This window comes from Mycoplana sp. BE70 (genome assembly GCF_031455855.1).
GTDB lineage: Bacteria > Pseudomonadota > Alphaproteobacteria > Rhizobiales > Rhizobiaceae > Mycoplana.
Genome location: NZ_JAVDTM010000002.1, coordinates 179,249 through 199,553, shown reverse-complemented (window position 1 = coordinate 199,553; position 20,305 = coordinate 179,249). Strand labels below are relative to the sequence as shown.

Sequence of the window (20,305 nt, the reverse complement as noted above, 5' to 3'; positions counted from 1 at the left end):
CTTGCGCTGACCTTGCGTGAGCCCGCGGGCACGGCCGAATTGGTATTATGGTGGCGTCAGGTCGAAAGTCCGGGCAAGAAGCTCGTAGTTGCGATGGCGCAGGGCGGCATCGTGCAACACGTCCTGCACCATGATCTCGGTGGCGCCGGTGTCGCGGGCCATCCGCTCGACAACGGCCTTCACTCGTTCCGGCGTGCCGATCACGTAGGCAGGCCAGTCGGCATCTTCCGCCGGCAGCACTTCGCCCATGATCGCGATCGCCTCCTCCGGCGTCGGCATTTCCGTCAGCATGATGTTGTTCTTGCGCCGCAGCTTGAAGGCGGTACGCATCGGCATGGCAAGACGCTCGGCTTCCTCCTGTGTCTCGCCGACGATCAGGCGGATGGCAAGCAGAGAGGTGGGTGCATCGACGCCGGCGGCAAAGCGGGAGGGCTGGAAATTCTCGTGATAGGCTTTCCACGTCGCCGGTGCATTCTCGGGAACATGAAAGGCGCTGCAGGCCATCGGCAGGCCGAGCCGGGCTGCGCGCCGGGCGCTCCCTTCCGTTGCCGCCAGAACCCAGGGAAGCGGCCCCGCTGCCTCGTCCGGCATGATGCCGATCCCGTTGAAGGGAGAGGATGGCGGCAGGTCATTGCCGAGCCAGCCGACGAATTCCTCGGTCTGGCTGTCGTGGTCGTCCGGTGTCTCGACATCGCGATGGCGCTTCAGCGCCGTGTCTGCCGTCACCCCGGCGGTGGCGCGACCGATGCCGACGTCGATGCGGCCGGGAAAAAGCACCGCGAGGGTGCGGATCGCCTCGGCCGACTTGTACGGGCTGTAGTGGTTGAGAAGCAGTCCGCCGACGCCGATCCGGATCGTCGTCGTGGCGCAGGCGAGCGCTGTAGCAAGCACCTCGGGTGCCGGGTTGGCTTCGTACGGCACGTCGTGATGTTCCACGAGCCAGTAGCGGTGATACCCCAGCCGCTCAGTTGCTTGCGCGAGTGCGATCGATCCGCGCATCGCCTCGCCCGAGGTCTGGCCGACGGGAATCTGCACCGGATCGAGGATCGAGAGCTTCATTTCGAATATCCTGAAATCATGGTGCCGGCATCGCGATCTGGCAATGCCGGCAACGCTTGGCGTCGCTTACTTGATCTCGAAGGCCGACGGGGCGACCAGATCAGCCTTGATGTCGATGGCGCTGTCCTTCGGCAACATGCCGCTATCGATCATGAAGGTCTGATCGGCCGTGAGGTTGGCGATATCGTCATCGGTCATGACCGGGGTGAAGTCATAGAGCGGCATCTGCTTGGCTGCTTCCTCGACCGAGATCTTCTGCTCCTTGGCCGCGATCTCGAGCGCTTCCTGCGGGTGGGCCGCTATGAATTCCAGCGCCTTGCGATGTGCGTCGAAATAGGCCTTTACGAGATCGGGATGCTCTTCCAGGAAAGCGCTGCGGGCGCCGATAACGGTGGTCGGTTTGATGAGGCCCTCGCCGTCTACCAGCGCCTTGCCGCCGGCTTGCTCGACCATGACCGCGTTGTTGCCAGCAAGTGTCGCGACATCGACTTGGCCCGAAAGGAGGGCTGCGCGGGCCGTCGGCAGATCCATGTTGATGTATTCGACATCGGCCAGCGTCAGCTTCTGCGAGGCGAGTGCCGCGGCGAGAAGCTGGTTCAGCACGGTTCCCTTCGGACCGGCGATCTTCTTGCCTTTCAGGTCGGCGAGGGCGGCAGGTCCGTCGGCACGGGTCATCAGGTAGTAGGCCTTCGGCGAGCGGGCATAGGCAGCAACCACCTTCAGGTCGACGCCGTTCGCCTTTGCCAGGATCGCCGAAGTGCCGCCAAGAACGCTGGCGATGTCGATTTCGCCGGCGGCGATGGCCTGGGTCTGCTGCGCACCCGACGTGATCTCCGGGCTCTCGACCTTGATTCCATGTGCCGCAAAGGCCTCGTCGAGGAACCCCTTCTCCCGCATCACGATCGACGGCACGTTGAACGGTGCCGAGACGTAAGTGATGCGGACGGTTTCGGGCTTGTCAGCGGCAAATGCCGAGGTCGCCAGCGAAAGGGCGAGCGCCAGGCCGGTGAGGAACTTCATGAATGTCTCCTGTCTTGTGGGTGTTGGATGCGGTCGCCTTCGGCGCGAGCAAGCGCTCCAGAATTCGTCGGCGACAGAGCGATATGGCCGGATCGGTCGGATCGCGGGGATAGGCAGCATCGATCAGGTCGCGCCCGACCAGATGCCCCTGATCGAGTTCGAGGACGGACTGCCCGAGCAGCACGGCCTCCTCCACGTCGTGCGTGACGAAGACGACCGTTGGGCGCCTTTCCTGCCAGATGTTGATAAGCTCGGCCTGCATCGTGCGCCGGGTAAAGGCGTCGAGCGCGGCGAACGGCTCGTCGAGCAAAAGCAGGTCTGGCTCCATGACGAGGGCGCGGGCGATCGCCACGCGTTGCGCCATGCCGCCGGACAACTGCGCCGGAAGGGCAGCCCGGAAATTAGCTAGCCCGACGAGTTCCAGCACCGCCAGGCACCGATTTTCGATTTCGTGGCGATCGAGACGCCCTCTAAGGCCGAAGGCGACGTTGTCGAAGACGTTGAGCCAGGGCATCAGCCGCGCGTCCTGGAAGACGACGCCGACTTTGAAACCGCCTTCCGCGTGATGCTCAAGCGTGCCGTCACTGGGCTCGGTAAGGCCGGCCAGGATCCGCAGCAGTGTGGTCTTGCCGCAGCCGCTCCGCCCCACGACCGTGGTGAAGCTCCCGGCCTGTAGCGTGACGCTGATGTCGCATAGGGCCACGACCTCGCGTTCACCGACGCGATAACTGCGGCTGATATTGCGCAACTCAAGCACGGGCGGCCTCGAGGTTGGTTGCGAGCCACGGTGCGGCCCGGACGATGCCCCTCTTCAAAAGCTGGTCGGCGAGGATCCCGATCGCGCCGATCACGAAGATGCCGGCCAGCACAATGTCGGTGCGCGCCAGGTTCTCGGCGTCCACGATCAGGTAACCGAGACCGGCCGAGGACGCGATCAGCTCCGCGCCGACAAGCGCGCGCCAGCTGTAGCCGAGCCCGATCCTGAGCCCGACGACAATTGAGGGCAGCGAAGACGGCAGCACGATCCGCCAAAGGATCTCTCCGTCGGAGAGACCGCAGACCTTTCCGACCTCGATGAGTTTCGGATCGACCTGGGCGATGCCGCCGCGCATGCCGAGGAAGATGGGAAAGAAGCAGGCAAGAACGATGATGCCCACTTTTTGCGCTTCACCGATTCCAAGCCAGAGCATCAGCAGCGGCATCAGCGCCAGCGGCGGAACTTGCCGCAGGAATTCCAGAAGCGAATCGAGCAATTGGCGCGTGATCGCACTCTTCGAGAAAACCACCGCGAGGAGAACAGCCAGCGCGACCGCCAGCAGGTAGCCCACGCCGACCCGCTGCAGGCTGACCAGCGTGTGACGCGCGAGTTCACCCGATTGCGCCATTTCGATGAGCGTGGTCAGGACCTTGCCGGGAGGCGGCAGGAGGAAGGCGCCGATCCAGCCGAACCGGCTCGCTGCCCACCACAGGCCCAGAACTGTGGCGAAAGCGGCTATTGCGTGGAGATGGCGGGGAGCAAGCATGAAGACGAAAGGCTGACAGGGATCAATTTCCCGCCGTATAAAAACATAAACATGATTATTCAAGTCATATTTTAATCTGGCGCTGCGAACAAACTTGGCTTGCCCAATGCCCCCTGTCGCATTTAGGACAATCGCTACGGCGATGTAGCCGAGCCCGGGACCTGCCGGTCGACGGGGCGCGGGCCGGCATCGGTAGAGAACGGGAAGAGACGAATGAACCAGTCACGGCTTGGCCATGAGAAGCTGCGCTCGAAGGTGATGAGCGCCGAGGATGCGGCGTCACTGATCGAATCCGGTACGACCGTCGGCATGAGCGGTTTTACCGGCTCCGGCTATCCGAAAACGGTGCCGCTGGCGCTGGCCGCCCGCATCGAAGCCGAACATGCCGCAGGCAACCCTTTTCGCCTGCGTGTCTGGACGGGCGCTTCTACCGGGCCCGAGCTAGATGGCGCGCTTGCCAAGGCGGACGGCATCGAGTTCCGCCTGCCGTACAATTCCGATCCGATTGCCCGCGAAAAAATCAATCGCGGCGAGATGGAATATTTCGACATGCATCTTAGCCAGGTGGCGCCGATGGCCTGGCAGGGCTTCCTCGGCCCGCTGGACACGGCCATCATCGAGGTCTCCGGCATTCGCCCGGACGGTTCGCTGATTCCGTCCTCCTCGGTCGGCAACAACAAGACCTGGCTCGACCGTGCCGGCAAGGTCATTCTCGAGCTCAACCGCTGGCAGAGCGCCGAGCTCGACGGCATGCACGACATCTACTACGGCACCGCGCTACCGCCGCACCGCGTCCCGATCCCGCTCGTGCACGCGGACGACCGCATCGGCGAGACCTCCTTCCGCTGCGATCCGGACAAGATCGTCGCGATCGTCGAGACCGACGCGCCGGACCGAAACCTGCCCTTCACGCCGCCGGATGAGACCGCCCGCGCCATTGCCGGGCATCTGCTGGAGTTCTTCCGCCACGAGGTGGCGAAGGGTCGGCTGCCGGCCTCGCTGCTGCCGATCCAGTCCGGGGTCGGCAACATCGCCAATGCCGTGCTGACCGGCCTCGTCGACAGCCCGTTCGAGAACATGACCGCGTTCACCGAAGTGATCCAGGACGGCATGCTTGACCTGCTCGACGCCGGCAAGCTCAAGATGGCATCAGCCACCGCCTTTTCGCTCAGCCCAGAGGCGGCCGCCCGCCTCAACGCCGACATGGGGCGCTATCGCGACAAGATGATCCTGCGCCCGCAGGAGATCAGCAACCATCCGGAACTGATCCGACGGCTCGGCTGCGTCGCCATGAACGGGCTGATCGAGGCCGACATCTACGGCAACGTCAACTCGACCCACATCATGGGCTCGCGGATCCAGAACGGCATCGGCGGCTCGGGCGATTTCGCCCGCAACGCCTATGTTTCGATCTTCATGACGCCGTCGACCGCCAAGGGTGGCAAGATCTCGGCGATCGTCCCGCAGGCCAGTCACGTCGATCACATCAACCAGGATGTCCAGGTGCTCGTCACCGAACAGGGTCTTGCCGATCTACGCGGCCTGTCGCCCAAGCAGCGGGCGCGGCTGATCATCGACACCTGCGCCCACCCGACCTATCGCCCGGCGCTCGACGACTATTTCCAGCGGGCGCTGCGCGGCTCCTACGGCATGCAGTCGCCCTCGCTGCTGAACGAGGCGCTGTCCTGGCACCAGCGCTTTGTCGAGACGGGGTCGATGCTGGCCTGACGAAGGCTGCGGCCTTAAGCGCAAAAATAGATCGGGCCGCCGACAAATGGCGGCGCCACGTTCATCACCTCCGCGGGCGAACCCATGCCGAGCGATCGGCATGACTGCTCTCGTCGTCCGCGCGCGAGCTTCTCGCCCCAGACCACCAGCCGCCGAAGCGGGACTGTCACAGCGACCTGCCTCGATAGGTGACCGCAACCGCGGCGCCGAAGCCTCTTAGGCACCCACCTGATGCGCGAGGGTACGGCTTTTGCTGTCCCTTGGCACGCGGCGCGCAAATAGCGGGCCCTCCGCTCCTGCTTCCAGCTTTGTCAGTTCCCGCTGGAACAGGGAGAACCACTTTTTTCAACAATATGGCGACTCAAGGTGGCGCATTTCGCGCCTACCGAGAACCGGGCCTTGCCCGGGGCATGGTGAAGAATGGGCTCAGGCTGCTGGCAACAAACCGACCGAATGCACGGATCGGCAGCGCGCCGGGCAGGGGCCGCAAGACCGCATCATTCGCATCCGCAAAGGCTGCGGCGCGTAACGCGAAACTCAAATTCGAAGAACGGTTACAGGAGAAGCACATGAAAGTGGTTTATGGCGACAACGGAGCCAACAATATCAAAGGCAGTGACCTCGAGGACGAGATGATCGTGCTGATGGGCGGCGACGACATCGCCGACGGCGGTATGGGATCGGACATGATCGATGGCGGCGACGGCAACGACCTGCTCAACGGTTCGTTCCAGAACGACGTTCTCACGGGCGGCGAGGGCGACGACACGCTGAACGGCGACAGCGGCGACGATGTGCTGACGGGCGGCGAGGGCGCCGACAAGCTCAATGGTGGGTCCGGCAAGGACATGCTCATGGTCGGCACGCCAGGCGATTTTGGTGGCGACGTCATCGACGGCGGCTCGGGCATCGACACCTTGATGGTCGATTACAGCAATTTCGATCGCGCACTTAACTTCACGGTGGGCGACTGGATCAATGACCAGACGCTTCCCGGCTACTTGCCGTCATTGGCCAGCAGCACGGCTACGGTGCGGATGGTCGAAAGCTTCCAGATCATCGGCACCGAATTCGCCGACAAGATCACCGGCGGCAACTACAGCGACATGTTCATGGGCGGCGCCGGCAACGACGTGCTCAGGGGCGGCCGCGGCATGGACATGCTGCTGGGTGGCGAAGACGACGACACGCTCTACGGCGGCTATGGCGCCGACAGCCTGATGGGTGACGAGGGCAAGGACACGCTCTATGGCGAGAAAGGCGCCGATTACCTTGCCGGCGGTGAAGGCGACGACAAACTCTACGGCGGGGACGACAGCGACTTCCTCGCAGGCGATGATGGCAACGACCTCATCAACGGCGACGACGGCAACGACTATATCGACGGCGGCGCCGGGAACGACACCCTGTCGGGTGGTGCCGGTAACGACACTCTGACTGGCGGGTTGGGCGATGACACCGTCAATGGTGGCGCCGGCAACGACACCTACGTCTTTGCCTTCGGCGACGGTAAGGACACCATCACCGACAGCAGCGGCAGCGATCGCCTTGTGATCCAGAAGTTCACCGGCAACTTCACGGCCAAGCTGCCGACCCAGGTCAACACGCTTGCCGGCGGAACGACCTTCTCCGGCATCGAACACTACAGCATCTACGCGACCGGAGCCGGAGCTAACAAGATCACGACCGGCAGCGGCAACGACATCGTCGATTCGGGTGCCGGCGACGACGTGATCAACGGCGGCAGCGGCAACGACGATCTGCGCGCCGGCACCGGCAAGGACACGGTTTTTGGTGGTGACGGCAACGACTACGTCTTTCTGGGCGACGGCGGCGCCGACAAGGCCGATGGCGGTGCGCAGACCGACCGCGTCACGGTTGATCGCCGCTCGCTGACGGCCAGCCAGACGTTTTCGGTCAGCGGCACCACGGCCTCGCTCACCGATGGCACGTCGTTGAAGAACTTCGAGCACTACAAGGTCGAGTTTGGCTCCGGAAATGACGTGGTGAAGTCGGTCGGCGGCGCCAAGAGCGTTAAATTCTTCGGCTATGCCGGCAATGACACGCTGCTCGGCACCGCCTACAACGATGAACTAGACGGCGGCGAAGGCAGCGACAAGATCACCGCCGGCGGCGGCAACGACACCATCCGCGATGCGGGCGGCACGAACACCATCGATGCGGGGACCGGAAACGACAGTGTCTGGGTCCGTGATGGCGCAAAATCGACTGCCAACTACACGGTGAAACTCGGCGACGGCAACGACTCGTTCAGGCGGGACGCCTCCACCGGGAAGCTCTCGCTCGATGGCGGTGCAGGCACCGACTTCGCCGCGATCGACTTCGCCAAGTACACCAGCGGCATCACCTTCAAGGTCGCCCCCTCTGTCACCGTTTCAAACGCACCGGTGACGGTCAAAAGCATCGAGCGGGTCTCTCTCGGTGGCGGCAGCGGCAAGGACGTGTTCACCGGCGGCGGACTTTCCGACACCCTGTCCGGCCGAAACGGCGACGACACCTTGTCGGGGCTCGGTGGCAACGACAAGCTCTCCGGCGATGCAGGCAACGACACGCTCCGTGGTGGCGACGGCAATGACACCCTCTACGGCGACGGTGCCGGCAAGACCGGCGGCAGGGACAGGATCTACGGCGACGCCGGCAACGACCACGTCTACGCCGGCGCGGGCGACACAGCGGACGGCGGCGCGGGCACCGACACGCTTCATCTGCTGATGAGCGAGCAGACGAAGGACATCACCTTCGCCTTCTCGACCGGGACCGTAAAGGCGGACGCGACCACGACCTTCAAGGGGTTCGAGGCGCTCGACTACGACGGCAGCAAGGGCAAGGATACCGTGACTGGCGGCGCGCTGGCCGACTGGCTGAAGGGCTATGCCGGTAATGACACTCTGCGCGGCGGCGCCGGTGCCGACCGGCTCGAGGACGGGGCCGGCAACGACAAGCTGTTCGGCGATGCCGACAACGACAAGCTGACCCGTACCGACTTCACCGGAACGGACGTGTTCGACGGCGGCGCCGGTATCGACACGCTCGCCTTCAAGCAAGGGCAGACCTCGATCGTCCTCGACCTGCAGAACCAGGCCACCAACAAGGGCTCCGCTCTCGGCCTGACCGTCAAGAACATCGAGATCGTCCAGGGCAGCGCCAAGGACGACGCGATCCGTGGCGACGCAACCGACAACATCTTCTACGGAAACGGCTCGGACGACGTGCTCGACGGTCGAGGCGGCAATGACAAGCTGATCGGTGGTGCAGGCGACGACTGGCTGACAGGCGGATCCGGAAAGGACCAGTTCATCTTCGACATGGCTGGGCGCGACGGCGAAGGGGATGTCATCACCGACTTCACCCGCGGCCAGGACAAGCTGGTCATCAGCAAGAGCGCCTACGGCATCGCTGCTGCGGACAAGACCGTCACCCTCGTGACCGGTGCGGATCCGGTGGCCACTAGTTCCAAGGGCACCTTCCTGTTCGAGACGGACAATGGTCGCCTCTGGTTCGATGCCGATGGCAAGGGCACCGACGCCGATCTCGAACTGGTCGCAACGCTGAAGGGCGTCACGAAGCTTTCGGTCGACGATTTTAGCTTCCTCTGATCGCCCATCGGGACAGTCAATGGCCCACGAGCCACCCCGCCTCGGGGTGGCTCACGCATCTCGATCACTTCATACCGGAATGGAAACATCGGTATGGGCCAGCGGCGCCGGAGCGCCGCCGGATCGGTCAGACATTCTCGACGGTCTGGCCTTCCGCCTCCGCCTGTTCCCGGCGGTTGTAGCGGATCGAGGACCAGAGCGAGATGCCGATCAGGGCGGCTCCGCCCAGTCCGGTGATGACCTCTGGAATGTGCACCAGCGTCTGGCAGTACATGATCACCGACAGGATCAGGATCGCATAGAAGGCGCCGTGCTCCAGATAGCGGTATTCGGCGAGCGTGCCTTTGTCGACCAGCATGATCGTCATCGAGCGCACGTACATTGCGCCGATGCCGAGGCCGATGGCGATGACGAAGAGGTTCTGCGTCAGCGCGAAGGCGCCGATCACGCCGTCGAACGAGAAGCTCGCGTCCAGCACCTCGAGGTAGATGAAGGCGCCGAGACCACCCTTGGCGGCGGCGCTCATCGTCTGCTGCGAGGCGTCCAACAGGCCGCCGACGACTTCCACCGCAAGGAAGGTCAGAAGACCATAGATCGCCGCATAGACGAAGGTATGCGCCGCATCGCCTTCGAGGAAGTTGGAGAAGACCAGGATCAGGACCAGCACGAAGGCGATCTCAATGCCCTTGATCGTCGCGTAGCGGGCCATGTGCTTCTCGATGAAGGCGATCCAATGCACGTCCTTCTCCTGGTCGAAGAAGTAGGTGAGGCCGACCATCATCAGGAAGGTGCCGCCAAAGGCTGCGATCGGCAGGTGGGCATCGTTCATGATGCGTGCATATTCGCCCGGTTGCTTCGCAGCAAGGACGATGGCCTCGATCGGGCCGATCTTGGCGGCGATCACGACGATCAGCAGCGGGAAGACGATACGCATGCCGAAGACGGCGATCACGATACCCCAGGTGAGGAACCGGTGCTGCCAGACCGGCGTCATGTCCTTCAGCTTGTTGGCGTTGACGATGGCGTTGTCGAAGGACAGCGAGATTTCCAACACCGCAAGCACGGTGCAGATGAAGAAGACGGTTGCCATTCCACCGATCGTGCCGGTGCTCTGCCAACCAAGCCACGCACCCAGCAGAAGACCAAGGGCGGTGACGATGAAGGCCCACTTGAAGTAACCGATTGCGGATTGCGGCTGAGAGGGGGTGGTCATGCCAGCACCTCGCTTTCGCACGTGATCGGTTTGTTCAGGGGATAGGGAAACGAATTGCGCGTGCCGAAAAGCGCATGCGCGTTAGGCATGGTCAGGATTTTCATTTTTCTCTGATCCGCCGGCTCAATTGCTGGCGGTACCGACATCACGAGAGCGCCGTAAAACTCTCGCCAGAGGGGCCCGGCACCATAGTTTCTGCTGCGGCGGGATGTCCGGGGCCGCAACATAAGTCGTTTTCCCTGATGTCGTGTGCTTCGTCAAGAAGTTTCGCCACTTGCACACCGCTGCGAGACGATCGGCCGCAAATCGAATGAAATCGCGGAGCGGCGTACACAAGCCCGCTTTCTCCTCCTATATTCGCTCCACCATACGATTTGCCGCCACGAGGAGCTTTCATGAGCGAACCCAAGACAATCAGCCCTGCTCTCGTCGAATGGAGCGGGATCAACGGCCTGCCGCGCTTCGATCTCGTTTCCGACGATGCGTTCGCCGAGGCTTTCGATGTCGCGCTGGCGTCGCATGAGGCGGAGATCGATGCGATCGCCGGCAATCCCGAGGCCCCGACCTTCGACAATACCGTCGTCTCCCTGGAAGTCGCCGGGGACGCGCTGTCACGCATTTCGGCGCTGTTCTGGAGCCGCGCCGGCGCAAACACCAACGAGACCATCCAGACGCTCGAACGCGAGATCGCGCCGAAGATGGCGCGTCATTATTCGAAGATCGGCAACAATGCCGAGCTCTTCGCCCGCATCGACACGTTGTGGGAAGGGCGCGACGCGCTGGGGTTGACGGTCGAGCAGACCCGGGTGCTGGAGCGACATTGGAAGGGGTTTGTGAAGTCCGGTGCGAAGCTGGCAAAGCCCGAACAGGAACGTCTTTCCGCGATCAACGAGCGGCTTGCGGGGCTCGGCGCGCAGTTCGGTCAGAACGTCCTGGCGGACGAGAAGGACTGGGCGCTGTTTCTCTCGGACAAAGAAGAGCTTGCCGGTCTGCCCGAGTTCTTGACGGACGCGATGGCGGCGGCTGCGCGCGACCGCGACGAGGCGGGCAAATTCGCCGTTACCCTGTCGCGCTCGATCATCGAGCCGTTCCTGACCTTTTCCAGCCGTCGCGACCTGCGCGAACAAGCCTTCCATGCCTGGACCGCGCGCGGCATGAACGGCGGAGCGACGGACAACCGCGAGATCGTGCGCGAAACGCTGGCGCTGCGCGCCGAAAAGGCAGCGCTGCTCGGCTACGAGAACTACGCGGCGCTGAAGCTCGACAACACGATGGCCAAGACCTCCGAGGCCGTGAGTGCCCTCCTGACGCAAGTCTGGGAGAAGGCCGTCGCGCGTGCCGGCGAAGAAGAAGCGGATCTTGCGCGCCTGATCGCCGCGGAGGGCGGCAACCACCCGGTCCTGCCCTGGGACTGGCGCTACTACGCGGAGAAGCTGCGAGCGGAAAAATTCGATTTTTCTGAAGCCGAACTGAAACCGTATCTGCAGCTCGAAAAGATCATCGATGCCTGCTTCGATGTCGCCGGACGGCTCTTTGGCATCCACGCCGTGCCGCTCCAAGGCGTTCCGGCCTATCACCCCGACGTCCGCGTGTTCGAGATCCGCGACCGGCAGGGCAAACTCGTCGCGATGTTCCTCGGCGACTATTTCGCCCGCTCCTCAAAGCGTTCCGGGGCGTGGATGAGCGCCTACCAGAGCCAGCACAAGCTGCCGCTGGCGAACGGTTCCTTGGGAGAGATCCCGATCGTCTACAACGTCTGCAATTTCGCCAAGCCCGCGGAAGGCAAGCCGGCGCTGCTGTCGCTCGACGATGCCCGCACGCTCTTCCATGAATTCGGCCACGCCCTGCACGGCATGCTGTCCGACGTGACCTATCCGTCGGTGTCGGGCACCGGCGTGTCGCGCGATTTCGTCGAACTGCCCTCGCAACTCTACGAGCACTGGCTGACCGTTCCCGAAATCCTCAAGACCTATGCCGTGCACTACGAGACCGGCGAGCCGATGCCGCAGGCGCTGCTCGACAAGGTCCTGGCCGCGCGCACCTTCAATGCCGGCTTCAACACCGTCGAGTTCACCTCCTCCGCGCTGGTCGACATGGCGTTTCACACGCAAGGCACGGTCGAGGATCCGTTGGCGGTGCAGGCCGAAGTGCTGGACAAGCTCCGCATGCCGGCCTCGATCGTCATGCGGCACGCCACCCCGCATTTCCAGCACGTCTTTTCCGGCGACGGCTATTCGGCCGGCTACTATTCGTACATGTGGTCGGAGGTGCTGGACGCCGACGCCTTCGCCGCCTTCACCGAAACGGGGGACGCCTTCGATCCCGGCATGGCGGCGAAGCTGAAAGCGAACATCTACTCGATCGGTGGCGCCGTCGATCCGGAAGACGCCTACAAGGGCTTCCGCGGCAAGCTGCCTTCGATCGATGCCATGCTCGAGAAGAAGGGGCTGGCCTAAGGAGCTGCTACGCTTCATGAAGGGGTCGGGCGGCGGTGCCGACAGCAATCTGCTGCCATCGGCCGGCTTGCAGTTCTGCGGGCTGGTCGATATCGCTGGCGCCAGAGAACCGATGACGTGCGCCTCATGGATCGCGACGACCGGGAACTCTGGGCACCACGCTTGATCCTGCGGTGACGTCGTGAGGCGTGAGCTGCGAGATTTTCGCACCGCAGGCGCTTGCCAGTGTCGGGCTGCCCCTTTCGCAATTGCGGAAAACCATGTAAGAGCGCGCCATTGAAGATGGCGCCGCCTTTGCCGTGCGCGCCCAAAACCCAGAGATCAAACATGTCCATTCGTAATATCGCGATTATCGCGCACGTCGACCATGGCAAAACCACGCTCGTCGACGAGCTCCTGAAGCAGTCCGGCTCGTTCCGCGAAAACCAGCGCGTCGCCGAACGCGTCATGGATTCGGGCGACATCGAAAAGGAACGCGGCATCACCATCCTCGCCAAGGCCACCTCGGTCGAGTGGAAGGGTACCCGCATCAACATCGTCGACACCCCCGGTCACGCCGACTTCGGCGGCGAGGTCGAGCGCATCCTGTCGATGGTGGACGGCGCGATCGTTCTCGTCGACAGCTCCGAAGGCCCGATGCCGCAGACCAAGTTCGTGGTCGGCAAGGCGCTCAAGGTCGGCCTGAAGCCGATCGTCGCCATCAACAAGATCGACCGTCCCGATGGCCGCCACGAGGAAGTGCTGAACGAGGTCTTCGACCTCTTCGCCAACCTCGACGCCACCGACGAGCAGCTCGACTTCCCGATCCTCTACGGCTCGGGTCGCAATGGCTGGATGAACGTCAATCCGGAAGGCCCGAAGGATCAGGGCATGGCGCCGCTGCTCGACCTCGTGCTCAAGCACGTGCCGGAGCCGACGGTTGCCGACGGGCCGTTCAGCATGATCGGCACGATCCTCGAGGCCAACCCCTTCCTCGGTCGCATCATCACCGGCCGCGTGCATTCCGGCTCGGTCAAGCCGAACCAGGCTGTCAAGGTGCTCGGCCAGGACGGAAAGCTGATCGAATCCGGACGCATCTCCAAGATTCTCGCCTTCCGCGGCATCGAACGTCAGCCGATCGAGGAAGCGCAAGCCGGCGACATCATCGCGATCGCCGGCCTCACCAAGGGCACGGTTGCCGACACCTTCTGCGATCCGGCGGTCTCCGAGGCGCTTACGGCCCAGCCGATCGACCCGCCGACCGTCACCATGTCCTTCATCGTCAACGATAGTCCGCTTGCCGGCACCGAGGGCGACAAGGTCACGAGCCGCGTCATCCGCGACCGCCTGTTCAAGGAAGCCGAAGGCAACGTGGCGCTCAAGATCGAAGAGTCCGGCGACAAGGATTCCTTTTTCGTCTCCGGCCGCGGCGAGTTGCAGCTTGCCGTGTTGATCGAGACCATGCGCCGCGAAGGCTTCGAGCTTGCCGTCTCGCGTCCGCGCGTCGTCATGCACAAGGACGAGAACGGCCAGCCGCTTGAGCCGGTCGAGGAAGTGGTCATCGACGTGGACGAGGAGCATTCCGGCGTCGTCGTCCAGAAGATGTCCGAGCGCAAGGCTGAGATGGTGGAACTGCGCCCGTCGGGTGGCAACCGCGTCCGCCTCGTCTTCTTCGCGCCCACCCGCGGCCTGATCGGCTACCAGTCGGAGCTTCTGACGGATACGCGCGGCACGGCGATCATGAACCGCCTCTTCCACGACTACCAGCCCTACAAGGGCGAGATCGGCGGCCGCGTCAACGGCGTGCTGCTCTCCAACGAATCCGGCGAGGCCGTGGCCTATGCGCTCTTCAACCTCGAAGACCGCGGCCCGATGGTCATCGACGCGGGCGACAAGGTCTATGCCGGCATGATCGTCGGCATCCACACGCGTGACAACGACCTGGAAGTGAACGTGCTGAAGGGCAAGAAGCTCACCAACATCCGTGCCGCCGGCAAGGACGAGGCCGTCCGTTTGACGCCGCCGATCAAGATGACGCTGGAACGCGCCCTGTCCTGGATCCAGGACGACGAGCTGGTCGAGGTGACGCCGAAGTCCATCCGCCTTCGCAAGCTCCATCTCGATTCAAACGATCGGAAGCGATTCGAAAAGCAGCGTGCGGCCGGTGCCGCCTGATTCGCGCCGAAAGTAGGCGATAGCATCCTCAAAACGATCGAGGCCCCGGCACAAAAGCCGGGGCTTTTTCATGTGTGTGCCGAGTTAATACGACTTGTGGCAATTCTTAGAAATGCGTTAACCTTTTGGGCGTGCCGCATGCGAACTTGCCTGTGGGCAAGAAGGATCCCTGGGGCGACCGGGATTCCGGCGGAGTCGACGCGGGTTTAGAGTCATTTCGATGAAAACACTATCGATCGATGTAAGGCGTGCGGAGCCGCAGGACGCATGGGGCATCTCAGAGACCCATCGGGCGTCCTGGCTGCAGGCCTATGGCGGGATCATTCCGCACAAGCCGCTGACGCAGATGGTGCATCGTCGGGACGAACGTTGGTGGCGCAAGGCCACTCGCGGGCCGGCGACCTTGCTTGTTCTCGACGTGGCCGGTGTCATCGCCGGCTATGCGACGCTCGGACTTAACCGGGCGCAGGCGCTGCCGCAGGACGGCGAGATCTACGAGATCTACCTGCGTCCCGAGTACCAGGGCCTTGGCCTCGGCCGCTTGCTGTTCGGCGAGAGCAGACGTTTGCTGAAATCGCTCGGCTGCAACGGCATCGTGGTCTGGTGTCTGGAGGACAGCGATATGGCGGAACGGTTTTTCCGCTCGGTCGGAGGCCTCGACATCGCCGAGGGCATGGAAGATTTCGGCGGCAAGGAATTGAGGAAGATCGGCTTCATCTTCCGCTGATGCCGACGCCTGTCAGATGCCACTTCCTCTCTCATCCCTCCGGTCGGATTGACTTGTTTCTGTATTTGCCTACCTTCTAATGTTCGCAGAAGCCGACCAGGCTGAGAGGCAGCAACGGGCGTGCCGCGCGACGGTCGCTACGCGGCGGCTGTCGGTTCGAACGATTTACTGGAGGGATTGCGATGCGTTTTTGTGGACCCCTATCAATCGGCATCATTCTCTGCATGGCCGGCAGCGCTGTCGCGCAGGAGGGCAACGCGACGGCCGGCGAGACCGTCTTCAAGAAATGCGCGGTCTGCCATGTGGCGGACAAGGATACCAACAAGGTCGGACCTTCGCTTCATGGCGTATTCGGGCGCACGGCGGGCACCCATCCCGACTATAAATACTCGACCGCAATGATCGATGCGGGCAAGGGCGGGCTCGTTTGGGACGAGACGACCTTGCGCGACTACCTGCACAATCCGAAGGCCAAAGTGAAAGGCACAAAAATGGTCTTTCCAGGTCTGAAGGATGACAGCGACATTTCAAACCTGTTGGCCTACCTGAAGCAGTACTCGCCGCAATGAGCGAAGGGGCGTGCGCCCCACAACCGCGGCACGCCTTTCGCTGGAATTGCTTGTCTTTTTTGTTCATGAGATAATTATGAAATAGAATTGCGGATTGCAGGTTCATGCCCACGGCCGAGCGAGGCGGGAGGGACGGAAATGGCAGTCGTGCTGATGCTGGTTGCGATCGCCGTGGGTTCGGTCGTGTTCCACCTCGTAAGCCCTTGGTGGTGGACGCCGATCGCGTCGAACTGGGGCTATATCGACTCCACCCTCGTCATCACCTTCTGGATCACCGGTGTCGTCTTTGTCGCCGTGGTGATGTTTCTCGCCTACTGCGTCTGGCGCTTCCGCCACGATCCGAACCGCCGGGCGGCCTACGAGCCTGAGAACCCGCGGCTGGAGAGCGGTCTGGCGATCGGTACGGCGCTCGGTGTCTTTGCCATGCTGGCGCCGGGGCTGTTCGTCTGGCACCAGTTCATCACCGTGCCAAAGGGGGCGGACGAGATCGAGGTCGTCGGCCAGCAGTGGCTCTGGAGCTTCCGCCTGCCGGGAGCGGACGGCAAACTCGGACGGGCCGACACACGCGACGTGGCTGCCGACAATTCTCTCGGCATCGACAAGGCCGATGCAAGCGCCCTCGACGACGTCGTCATCGAGGGCGGTGAACTGCACCTGCCGGTCGGCAAGCCTGTGAAGGTGCTGCTACGGTCGATTGATGTGCTGCACGATTTCTACGTGCCGGAGTTCCGCGCCAAGATGGACATGATCCCGGGCATGGTGACCTATTTCTGGCTGACGCCGACCCGCACCGGCACCTTCGACATCCTGTGCGCCGAGCTTTGCGGCGTCGGCCATCCGCAGATGCGCGGCACGGTCGTCGTCGACACCGAGGCCGATTACCAGGCCTGGCTCGCCGGACAATCGACATTCTCGCAGTTGCAGGCGTCCGCACAGCCCGCGGGCGCGATCGTGGCGGAGGTGTCCGCCGGAAAATAGCAGACAGGGTCCGGGAGGGATCCGACAGGAGGAGCGACGATGGTTGAAGTCAGTCCGGGTGCAGGCGAGGTCGTCCCGCCGGCCGCTGTGGAGGACGTGGAGCTCTACCATCCGCACAGCTGGTGGACGCGCTACGTCTTCAGCCAGGACGCGAAGGTCATCGCCATCCAGTACGCCTCGACGGCGCTGGCGATCGGTCTGGTCGCGCTCGTTCTCTCCTGGCTGATGCGCATCCAGCTCGCCTTCCCGGGAGCACTCCCGTTCATCGACGCCGAGCGCTACTACCAGTTCATTACCATGCACGGGATGATCATGGTGATCTACCTGCTCACCGCGCTCTTCCTCGGCGGCTTCGGCAACTACCTGATCCCGCTGATGGTCGGCGCACGCGACATGGTGTTCCCCTACGCCAACATGCTGAGCTACTGGATCTATCTTTTGGCGGTCCTGGTGCTCGCCGCCAGCTTCTTTGCATCGGGCGGACCGACAGGCGCCGGCTGGACGCTCTACCCGCCCCAGGCGATCCTCTCCAACACGCCCGGCGGTCAGAACTGGGGCATCATCATGATGCTGGTCTCGCTGATCATCTTCATCATCGGCTTCACCATGGGCGGGCTCAACTATGTCGTCACCGTGCTGCAGGGGCGCACGCGCGGCATGACGCTGATGCGGCTGCCGCTGACGGTGTGGGGCATCTTCACCGCCACCGTCATGGCGCTGCTAGCCTTCCCGGCTCTGTTCGTCGCCTGCGTGATGATGCTGTTCGACCGCGTGCTCGGCACGAGCTTCTTCATGCCGGCGATCGTCGAGATGGGCGAGCAGCTGAAACACGGCGGCGGCAGCCCGATTCTGTTCCAACACCTGTTCTGGTTCTTCGGCCATCCCGAGGTCTACATCGTCGCGCTGCCGGCCTTCGGCATCGTCTCCGACCTGATCAGCACCCATGCCCGCAAGAACATCTTCGGCTACCGGATGATGGTCTGGGCGATTGTCATCATCGGCGCGCTCTCCTTCGTCGTCTGGGCGCACCACATGTATGTCAGCGGCATGAACCCCTATTTCGGCTTCTTCTTCGCCACCACCACGCTGGTGATTGCCGTGCCGACGGCGCTCAAGGTCTACAACTGGGTGCTGACGCTGTGGCGCGGCAACATCCACCTGACGCTGCCGATGCTGTTTGCACTCGGTTTCATCGTCACCTTCGTCAATGGCGGGCTGACCGGGCTGTTCCTTGGCAATGTCGTCGTTGACGTGCCGCTGTCGGACACGATGTTCGTCGTCGCCCATTTCCACATGGTCATGGGGGTGGCACCGATCCTCGTCATCTTCGGGGCGATCTACCATTGGTATCCCAAGATCACCGGGCGGATGCTCAATGAGGGCATGGGCCAGATCCATTTCTGGATCACCTTCGTCGGCGCCTACCTGATCTTCTTCCCGATGCATTACGTCGGCCTCGTCGGCGTGCCGCGCCGCTACTACGAGATCGGCGAGACGAGCTTCGTGCCGGCGTCGGTTCACGACCTGAACATCTTCATCACGGTGATGGCGCTCATCGTCGGCGCCGCACAGATGGTGTTTCTGTTCAACCTCGTCTGGAGCCTTCGCAACGGGCGGGAGGCGGGCGGCAACCCCTGGCGCGCCACGACGCTCGAATGGCAGACGCCGCAGACCCCGCCCGCGCACGGCAACTGGGGCAAGGAGCTGCCGATCGTCTATCGCTGGGCCTATGACTACAGCGTGCCCGGCGCACCGGAGGACTTCATCCCGCAGAACCAGCCCGGCGCCTATGGCCTCGCGCGGGAGGCGACCGCATGAGCGCCATGCTTGTCTTCCTCGCCGTCATTGCCGCCATCGCCACATGGTGGCTGGCTCGCCACGGGATCGCCTCGAAACCCTGGCTCGAGGTCGGCAACACCGATGTCGGTGACACTTCACACTTCGAGGTGGCGAAGATGCCGGTCGCCAAGGTCGGTCTCGGTGTCTTCCTGGCCGTGGTGGGAGCCCTCTTCACCCTGTTCGTCAGCGCCTATCTGATGCGTGTCGACACTCGTGACTGGTGGGCGCTGCCGGTCCCGCGGCTGCTGTATGTCAATACCGGCATTCTCTTCCTGAGCAGCGTCTGTCTTCACTGGGCAAAGGTCGAGGCCTTGCGCGTCCGACGCGAGGGCCTGAGGACGGCCCTGCTGGCCACTTTCGCCACCGCGCTTGCCTTCGTAACCGGGCAGGTGTTTGCCTGGCAGCAACTGGTGGCGGCGGGCTACACGCTGACCGACGATGCGGCCGCCAGCTTCTTCTACGTCATCACCGGGATGCATGGACTGCATATCCTGGGCGGCATGGTTGCGCTTGTTCGCACCGCGCGGCTGGCCTGGGGTGACGGCCCGGTGAACGGGAAGCTGCGGCTGAACGTGGAACTCTGCGCCATCTACTGGCATTTCATGCTGGCCGTCTGGCTCGTGCTGCTTGCCCTCTTCGCCGGCTGGGCAAGCAATTTCGTCGATATTTGTCGGCAACTGCTACAATAGGAAAGCGATCATGGCCGAAACCGTGCAGACGCATCCGCCGCACTCCTCCCCGCCGGCCCACGGCATGCACGGTTTCGTCTCCGACTGGGCCTCCGACCAGCAGGCGTTCAAGAACGTCTCCTGGGGCAAGGCCATGATGTGGATCTTCCTGCTCAGCGACACCTTCATCTTCGGCTGCTTCCTGCTGGCCTACATGACCGCGCGCATGTCGACGGTCGTGCCCTGGCCCAATCCCAGCGAGGTGTTCGCGCTGACGATAGCAGGGCACGAGATCCCGCTGATCCTGATCGCTATCATGACCTTCGTGCTGATCACGAGCAGCGGTACGATGGCGATGGCGGTCAATTTCGGCTACCGGCGTGACCGGCGCAAGACGGCCCTCCTGATGGTCCTGACCGCTCTTCTCGGCGCGACCTTCGTCGGCATGCAGGCTTTCGAGTGGACCAAGCTCATTCATGAGGGCGTGCGGCCGTGGGAGAATCCGTGGGGGGCGGCGCAATTCGGCTCCTCATTCTTCATGATCACGGGCTTCCACGGAACCCACGTCACGATCGGCGTCATCTTCCTTCTCATCATCGCGCGAAAGGTCTGGCGCGGCGATTTCGACACGGAAAGGCGCGGCTTCTTCACGAGCCGCAAGGGGCGCTACGAGATCGTCGAGATCACCGGCCTCTACTGGCACTTCGTCGACCTGGTCTGGGTCTTCATCTTCGCGTTCTTCTATCTCTGGTGA

15 protein-coding genes and 1 pseudogene are annotated in these 20,305 nt (G+C 63.1%); 11 read left to right on the top strand and 5 right to left on the bottom strand.

Annotated elements, in window-relative coordinates; all coding sequences use genetic code 11:
* Window positions 1–45: 45 nt before the first annotated feature.
* The 4 genes from J2Y48_RS04315 to J2Y48_RS04300 form a co-directional block, all read right to left on the bottom strand.
* A complete protein-coding gene (locus tag J2Y48_RS04315) occupies window positions 46–1,059 on the bottom strand; it encodes an MsnO8 family LLM class oxidoreductase (RefSeq protein WP_310413256.1) in 1,014 nt (337 codons plus the stop codon).
* A 66-nt stretch (window positions 1,060–1,125) separates the two neighbouring features.
* A complete protein-coding gene (locus J2Y48_RS04310) occupies window positions 1,126–2,079 on the bottom strand; it encodes an NrtA/SsuA/CpmA family ABC transporter substrate-binding protein (RefSeq protein WP_310413253.1) in 954 nt (317 codons plus the stop codon).
* Window positions 2,018–2,836, bottom strand: a complete 819-nt coding sequence (locus J2Y48_RS04305; protein WP_310413249.1) for an ABC transporter ATP-binding protein — start codon at window positions 2,834–2,836, stop codon at window positions 2,018–2,020. The genes J2Y48_RS04310 and J2Y48_RS04305 overlap by 62 nt, the downstream gene beginning before the upstream one ends.
* Entirely contained in the window at window positions 2,829–3,602 is a 774-nt protein-coding gene (locus J2Y48_RS04300; RefSeq protein ID WP_310413246.1) for an ABC transporter permease, read from the bottom strand. Before J2Y48_RS04300 ends, J2Y48_RS04305 begins: the two co-directional genes overlap by 8 nt.
* Before the next feature lie 213 nt (window positions 3,603–3,815).
* Here J2Y48_RS04300 and J2Y48_RS04295 point away from each other — a divergent pair, with 213 nt between their 5' ends.
* Window positions 3,816–5,330, top strand: coding sequence for an acetyl-CoA hydrolase/transferase family protein (locus J2Y48_RS04295; RefSeq protein WP_310413243.1), 1,515 nt, complete (start codon window positions 3,816–3,818; stop codon window positions 5,328–5,330).
* A gap of 569 nt (window positions 5,331–5,899) precedes the next feature.
* On the top strand, window positions 5,900–8,947 hold the full coding sequence (locus tag J2Y48_RS04290) for a calcium-binding protein (protein WP_310413240.1): 3,048 nt from the start codon (window positions 5,900–5,902) through the stop codon (window positions 8,945–8,947).
* A gap of 127 nt (window positions 8,948–9,074) precedes the next feature.
* On the opposite strand, the gene J2Y48_RS04285 is transcribed toward J2Y48_RS04290, so the two are convergent.
* Window positions 9,075–10,160 (bottom strand): DUF475 domain-containing protein, encoded by a 1,086-nt coding sequence (locus J2Y48_RS04285; RefSeq protein WP_310413237.1) that lies wholly within the window; start codon window positions 10,158–10,160, stop codon window positions 9,075–9,077.
* 395 nt (window positions 10,161–10,555) lie between these two features.
* Here J2Y48_RS04285 and J2Y48_RS04280 point away from each other — a divergent pair, with 395 nt between their 5' ends.
* From J2Y48_RS04280 to J2Y48_RS04240, 9 genes and pseudogenes are all read left to right on the top strand, one after another.
* A complete protein-coding gene (locus J2Y48_RS04280; RefSeq protein WP_310413234.1) occupies window positions 10,556–12,616 on the top strand; it encodes a M3 family metallopeptidase in 2,061 nt (686 codons plus the stop codon).
* Window positions 12,612–12,801, top strand: a pseudogene (locus J2Y48_RS04275) (alkaline phosphatase); the annotation flags it as partial. The gene J2Y48_RS04280 and the pseudogene J2Y48_RS04275, both read left to right, overlap by 5 nt.
* A gap of 142 nt (window positions 12,802–12,943) precedes the next feature.
* The gene (typA, locus tag J2Y48_RS04270) at window positions 12,944–14,770 is read left to right on the top strand and encodes a translational GTPase TypA (RefSeq protein ID WP_310413231.1); all 1,827 of its coding nucleotides are present in this window, start codon (window positions 12,944–12,946) and stop codon (window positions 14,768–14,770) included.
* Between the two features lie 220 nt (window positions 14,771–14,990).
* Window positions 14,991–15,497, top strand: a complete 507-nt coding sequence (locus J2Y48_RS04265; protein ID WP_310413228.1) for a GNAT family N-acetyltransferase — start codon at window positions 14,991–14,993, stop codon at window positions 15,495–15,497.
* A gap of 182 nt (window positions 15,498–15,679) precedes the next feature.
* On the top strand, window positions 15,680–16,066 hold the full coding sequence (locus tag J2Y48_RS04260) for a cytochrome c family protein (RefSeq protein ID WP_310413225.1): 387 nt from the start codon (window positions 15,680–15,682) through the stop codon (window positions 16,064–16,066).
* 138 nt (window positions 16,067–16,204) lie between these two features.
* Window positions 16,205–17,044, top strand: a complete 840-nt coding sequence (locus J2Y48_RS04255) for a cytochrome c oxidase subunit II (protein WP_310413222.1) — start codon at window positions 16,205–16,207, stop codon at window positions 17,042–17,044.
* Between the two features lie 39 nt (window positions 17,045–17,083).
* Window positions 17,084–18,862: a cytochrome c oxidase subunit I gene (gene ctaD, locus J2Y48_RS04250; protein ID WP_310413219.1), complete on the top strand. Its 1,779-nt coding sequence runs from the start codon at window positions 17,084–17,086 to the stop codon at window positions 18,860–18,862.
* Window positions 18,859–19,572 (top strand): cytochrome c oxidase subunit 3, encoded by a 714-nt coding sequence (locus J2Y48_RS04245; protein WP_310413217.1) that lies wholly within the window; start codon window positions 18,859–18,861, stop codon window positions 19,570–19,572. The genes ctaD and J2Y48_RS04245 overlap by 4 nt, the downstream gene beginning before the upstream one ends.
* A 10-nt stretch (window positions 19,573–19,582) precedes the next feature.
* Window positions 19,583–20,305 carry a heme-copper oxidase subunit III family protein gene (locus J2Y48_RS04240; RefSeq protein WP_310413214.1) on the top strand — a complete coding sequence of 241 codons (723 nt, stop codon included), beginning with the start codon at window positions 19,583–19,585 and terminating at the stop codon, window positions 20,303–20,305.

Excerpts from the sequence above, each read along its gene's own strand:
- J2Y48_RS04280 (WP_310413234.1), top strand. The coding sequence starts at position 10,556 with ATGAGCGAACCCAAGACAATCAGCCCTGCTCTCGTCGAATGGAGCGGG.
- J2Y48_RS04295 (WP_310413243.1), top strand. The coding sequence starts at position 3,816 with ATGAACCAGTCACGGCTTGGCCATGAGAAGCTGCGCTCGAAGGTGATG.
- J2Y48_RS04290 (WP_310413240.1), top strand. The coding sequence starts at position 5,900 with ATGAAAGTGGTTTATGGCGACAACGGAGCCAACAATATCAAAGGCAGT.
- J2Y48_RS04315 (WP_310413256.1), bottom strand. The coding sequence starts at position 1,059 with ATGAAGCTCTCGATCCTCGATCCGGTGCAGATTCCCGTCGGCCAGACC.
- J2Y48_RS04240 (WP_310413214.1), top strand. The coding sequence starts at position 19,583 with ATGGCCGAAACCGTGCAGACGCATCCGCCGCACTCCTCCCCGCCGGCC.
- typA (WP_310413231.1), top strand. The coding sequence starts at position 12,944 with ATGTCCATTCGTAATATCGCGATTATCGCGCACGTCGACCATGGCAAA.
- J2Y48_RS04260 (WP_310413225.1), top strand. The coding sequence starts at position 15,680 with ATGCGTTTTTGTGGACCCCTATCAATCGGCATCATTCTCTGCATGGCC.
- J2Y48_RS04300 (WP_310413246.1), bottom strand. The coding sequence starts at position 3,602 with ATGCTTGCTCCCCGCCATCTCCACGCAATAGCCGCTTTCGCCACAGTT.
- J2Y48_RS04265 (WP_310413228.1), top strand. The coding sequence starts at position 14,991 with ATGAAAACACTATCGATCGATGTAAGGCGTGCGGAGCCGCAGGACGCA.
- ctaD (WP_310413219.1), top strand. The coding sequence starts at position 17,084 with ATGGTTGAAGTCAGTCCGGGTGCAGGCGAGGTCGTCCCGCCGGCCGCT.
- J2Y48_RS04310 (WP_310413253.1), bottom strand. The coding sequence starts at position 2,079 with ATGAAGTTCCTCACCGGCCTGGCGCTCGCCCTTTCGCTGGCGACCTCG.
- J2Y48_RS04255 (WP_310413222.1), top strand. The coding sequence starts at position 16,205 with ATGGCAGTCGTGCTGATGCTGGTTGCGATCGCCGTGGGTTCGGTCGTG.
- J2Y48_RS04285 (WP_310413237.1), bottom strand. The coding sequence starts at position 10,160 with ATGACCACCCCCTCTCAGCCGCAATCCGCAATCGGTTACTTCAAGTGG.
- J2Y48_RS04245 (WP_310413217.1), top strand. The coding sequence starts at position 18,859 with ATGAGCGCCATGCTTGTCTTCCTCGCCGTCATTGCCGCCATCGCCACA.